The 4,774-nt window shown below is 39.8% G+C and carries 5 protein-coding genes; 3 read left to right on the top strand and 2 right to left on the bottom strand.

Annotation, left to right across the window (positions count from 1 at the left end; genetic code table 11):
* Window positions 1-67: 67 nt before the first annotated feature.
* Window positions 68-988: a hypothetical protein gene (locus Q1Q15_RS25305; RefSeq protein WP_300465548.1), complete on the bottom strand. Its 921-nt coding sequence runs from the start codon at window positions 986-988 to the stop codon at window positions 68-70.
* A gap of 38 nt (window positions 989-1,026) precedes the next feature.
* Here Q1Q15_RS25305 and Q1Q15_RS25310 point away from each other — a divergent pair, with 38 nt between their 5' ends.
* The 3 genes from Q1Q15_RS25310 to Q1Q15_RS25320 are packed head-to-tail and all read left to right on the top strand — an operon-like array spanning window position 1,027 to window position 3,373.
* A complete protein-coding gene (locus Q1Q15_RS25310) occupies window positions 1,027-1,860 on the top strand; it encodes a site-specific integrase (RefSeq protein WP_300465550.1) in 834 nt (277 codons plus the stop codon).
* A 41-nt stretch (window positions 1,861-1,901) separates the two neighbouring features.
* Window positions 1,902-3,095 carry an IS91 family transposase gene (locus Q1Q15_RS25315; protein WP_300465553.1) on the top strand — a complete coding sequence of 398 codons (1,194 nt, stop codon included), beginning with the start codon at window positions 1,902-1,904 and terminating at the stop codon, window positions 3,093-3,095.
* A 26-nt stretch (window positions 3,096-3,121) separates the two neighbouring features.
* Window positions 3,122-3,373 (top strand): hypothetical protein, encoded by a 252-nt coding sequence (locus Q1Q15_RS25320; RefSeq protein WP_300465555.1) that lies wholly within the window; start codon window positions 3,122-3,124, stop codon window positions 3,371-3,373.
* A gap of 98 nt (window positions 3,374-3,471) precedes the next feature.
* Here the strand turns inward: Q1Q15_RS25320 and Q1Q15_RS25325 are convergent, their stop codons facing one another.
* Window positions 3,472-4,623 (bottom strand): beta-L-arabinofuranosidase domain-containing protein, encoded by a 1,152-nt coding sequence (locus Q1Q15_RS25325; protein WP_300465558.1) that lies wholly within the window; start codon window positions 4,621-4,623, stop codon window positions 3,472-3,474.
* Between the last annotated feature and the right edge of the window lie 151 nt (window positions 4,624-4,774).

Genomic DNA, 4,774 nt, shown 5'->3' on the forward strand with positions numbered 1-4,774 from the left:
AATCCATAAATCCTATGTTGTCCCTCAGGATATTAAGAGCCAATGGATGGTGGGATGAATTTTGGGATCATCGAACTGAGCAGATAATGGCTGCTTGATTACTACAACAGGGACGATTTACACCCTCACCATCTCCATCACCCCCAAAACCTGAATCAATATCAGTATCAGACCAACTCCTATTTTTTGAATCTTTTTTTGGTTCCTTTAATCTATTTCCCATAGCACAGGCTTCTTTTGGGGAAAAGATCAATGCAATGATTCTTTCAGGTCTAATAATCTTAGATATTTCTAATATCTCCGAGTCCCATAATCCGAAATGCGTTTCCACTTCTATTAAAGGTTTTTTTGTAATTATATCTTTCAAATATACTTTGTAATGCAAACTATATTTTCCGGGAAACTTTTTTACGTTAAGGAACAATTCATCATCAGATTTTCTCTTCTCGGTTACGAGCATATAACTAGGATTAGTCTTTATCTTCTTTATAGCTTTTATTTTATTTGAGTCATAAAATTTTAAATAAACTATTAAATCTTCGTCAGGCCCTTGTCCAATATTGCTCACCTTCATATTAACGAATGGGTCGGGCACATCCGCATCAATTGATGCTTTTTCCCCAGTATTATTAACGTCTCTTATCTCTAAAAGTTCTTTTGGTGTTGGCTTCCCAGTACTGAGTTCACATGTTGCTTTAACATGAGGTTTAATTAAGTTTATTTTAGCAATTTTTGAATTCGTCTGATAGTTCATGCAAGTGCCAATAATCAAAAGAATTAATGGTGCTGTTAAATTTACCACCCAAAAACTCCATGTTTTCATAGGGTCATCTTTATTTGTCCTTTTATCTAAAAATTTTCGAATATAGCTAATCATTTGTTGAACAAAACCGCTTTCGCGGAAGGAAGCCAATCCACAATCTAAGTCATTAATATTTAAACAGATCAATATAATTTTCTTTATATTTAGCCCGTATTGTTTCATCATTCTCCTGAACACCCACCCATAATTTTCAGGAGGTAAAAATGACAGAACTTCGACAAAAATTTGAAAGGCACCTGACCCTTCATCGGCTTTCGCCCAAAACGAATGCAGCATACATGAACGCTGTCAAATCACTTGCCGGTTATCACAGGCAATCGCCGGACAAACTGACGAATGAACAAATCCAGGACTATCTGCACTATATTATCGCGGATCGAAAGCTGGCATGGAGCAGTTGCAATGTTCAGTTTTCAGGGATCAAACGGTTTTATAAAAACGTATTGAACCGTAAAACCAAGCTGTTCATACCACCTCGGCCCCGGGAAAAGAAAATTTTTATGGCCCTCAGCCGGGAGGAAGTTGATCGGATTTTAAACGCATGCCAAAACCTCAAGCATTACACCCTTCTTTTGACCGTTTACAGTGCAGGCCTGCGGGTCAGTGAGGTGGTCAAGCTCCAACCGATCCACATCGAAAGATCCCGCAAAATGATACGGATCGAACAGGGTAAAGGCAGAAAAGACCGATATACAGTGCTGTCAGATACCCTATTGAAGACCCTTGAAGAGTATTGGCGTGCCTATCGGCCCGGAAATTGGATTTTTTTTGGAAAGACAAAAACAAAACCAATGCCTATTGAGACCGCACAGAAAATCTACTACAACGCAAAAGAAGAAGCCGGTGTCAAAAGGGGGAAAGGCATCCATACATTACGCCACTGCTTTGCCACCCATCTTCTGGAACAGGGAACCCGGACATACATCCTTCAGCAGATGCTCGGCCATAAATCCATCAAAACAACCGCAAGGTATCTTCACATCAGTAATGATGCCATATCCAAAGTGATCAGCCCTGTCGATGCGGTGCTCCAATGATTGTTGACTGCTGCGACCAAAGCAGCAGACCAAAACATGAAATGGCAGATATTTTCAGACAGGCAGGGCATCGCTTCCTGGAAAAGTTTAACGCCTCACACGAACAGATAAAAGTCTTGAACAAGATTATAGTTTGCCGGACAGCAGCCTTGGGAGGTCATATTGATTTTTGCATCAACTGCGATCACCAGCAAAATGCCTACAACTCATGCAGGAACAGGCATTGCCCCAAGTGCCAGACCATAACCAAAGAACGCTGGCTGGTCAGCCGGCAGTCGGAACTTTTACCGGCCACCTATTACCATCTTGTATTCACGCTGCCCCACGATTTGAACCCGGTCATTCTGTGCAATATGAAATCTTTGCTGGACCTGCTGTTCTTTTCGGTCAACCGGACCATTAAACAATTTGCCGCCGATCCCCAATGGCGGCTCCAGGGCAGACCAGGATTTATCGGCGTACTTCATACATGGAGCCAGACCATCTTGGACCATTTTCATCTTCACTGCCTTGTACCCGGAGGCGTACTGTCAGACGACCGAACAACCTGGACCCCTTCCAAAAAGAACTATCTTTTCAAAACGAGTTCCCTGGTCAAGGCATTCAAGGGGATCTATATCAAGGGCCTCAAGGAATTATACAAAGCCGGAGATCTCAAGTTTCCCGGCAATACAGCCAAATATGGAACATCAGCCGGATTCAACCGTTTGATCAAAACCATCCGGAAAAAGAAATGGTCCGGCTATGCCAAATCCCCCTGCTCAGGCCCTGAGAAAGTTCTTGAGTATCTGGGCAGGTACACGCACCGAGTCGCCATCTCAAATCACCGAGTCAAATCTTTTGAAAATGGAAAAGTAATATTTACCTGGAAAGATCGGGCACAGAACAATACCACCAAGGAGATGACCCTTGATGCTATTGAATTCATCCGAAGATTTCTGCTCCATGTTCTGCCCAAGGGATTCAAGAAAATCCGGCACTTCGGCTTTCTGTCCCCCCGGTATAAAACACAGAACATACGACTAATAAGGCAGTTGGCCCAGAATGGTAACGAAGACAAAGCTGATACCAGTCCTGAGTCCCTGGAAATGATGATGCAAAGGCTTACCGGTATCAATATCAGGACATGTCCCAAATGCGGTAAAGGTCGACTGGCAAGGCTTTATGAATTGTTGCCGGAGTATATTGACTATATTTTGCCATCTCGAAAGGAGGCTGCCTGGAATACCTCTTAAAAACGATTTTTGATCTGAAACAATTTATGGCAAATAAAATGGCAGCAGGCCATACCGGTGAGGTGCGCATAGAAACAGGCAGCATTGCTCCCGATCCGGCCTTCATATCAAAACAAAACAATATGCGACAAACAACAGGTAACAATTTAAGGCATCTCCTCAAAAATAATTTCATGTTTTCCTTGCACCGCCAGAAGACAGGCGATATAAACCCCATAGTTAAAACAAGCGCATCCGGCCCAGATCTGCGGCATTGTTCAACAACGTTTTATCACTAATCCCGCTCGCCGGAAGGACCGGTTCTGTTTTGCAGAAAGATTGCATCAGATTTAAACATCATGGTCTCGTTTTAGGCGGGACTACTGATAAAACGCTTTTAGTTAACCCCTGTTCCGATGGATAGAATTGCTCTGTAAGCATCCATTATATGCTGGTTAGAATCTAATCGTACTATGTCACTACTTTTTTTAATTTTAAAACTACCTACTAAATAATCATTACTGTACAGGTTTGTTTCTGTGTACTGAAGTGAACTCAAATTTTGATAAGAAAGTTCTATAGAATTTTTATAAAATTGGATTAAATTTTTGTTTTTCATTATTAAAGCTGCTTTCAGGGCGTAAGCAATTGACTCAGTATACACTCCATCTGATGATGAATGTGGCTTACCATAAAACGGGTATTCTTTATTATAAAACCGTCCAACAAATTCATTTGTATCTAAAAGTTTCAAGAGCTTGTTGTTTAGCTTAAAAATGGCGTCAATATAGTTTTTATCACCTGTTAATTCAAATAGTTTGAACATTGACATTGTATGCCAAGGCACATAAGCAGGATAATAATTATAATCCATTTGGTTTACATATTTTTCAATATAATAATCTTGAATTTTAATCGCAATTTTTAAGATTTGAGGATCTTCGGTCTTTGAATAATATTCAGCCAGACTTAAAATCGCTTCTCCAGAATAAAATGTTAATAGGTAGTCATGGTTATACGAATAAGGAGGTTCAACAAACCACGGTTGCAGTGAGTAGTCATTATTTACTGCAGATAGAATCGTTTTTAATAATTGATGTGTTTGTTTCTGATATTTTGCATAAAAAGGGCTGTACAATATCGTCCTAAGAGCCATGGCATTTGCGCCAAGTTTTGATTTCCCATTAAATATTATAAAACCACGTCCTTTATCATCAATTTTGTACCAGAATTTAAAGATCGCTTTTAAATTTCTTTTATGTAGGTTCTTTAATTCATCTCGTTCATGGCTCAACTCTGCCAAAAGCCTTGATGCCATAAGTTGCCGAATCATATTGTTTTTCTTTGAGTATTTTCGACTAAGAGGATCATATAAATAATTAAACGACCCGTCTTCTTTGATGTTGTTTATGAACCAATTTTCAGCAAGACAATATGACTTTTCTATCTTTTTTATTAGCTCTTGATTGATGATAGATTCATTGGCATGAACATCTAATACAAATAATTGCCCTACCAGTAGTAGTGTTATGAATCTTAAAAGGTTCATTTTGAAAATATGAATCGATTCATTTACATTCTATTCCTATGCATAACTAAAAGCGTTTTATCAGTAGTCCCGCCTAAAACGAGACCATGATGTTTAAATCTGATGCAATCTTTCTGCAAAACAGAACCGGTCCTTCCGGCGAGCGGGATTA

It is taken from the genome of Desulfobacula sp., from assembly GCF_030145145.1.
Classification (GTDB): Bacteria; Desulfobacterota; Desulfobacteria; order Desulfobacterales; family Desulfobacteraceae; genus Desulfobacula.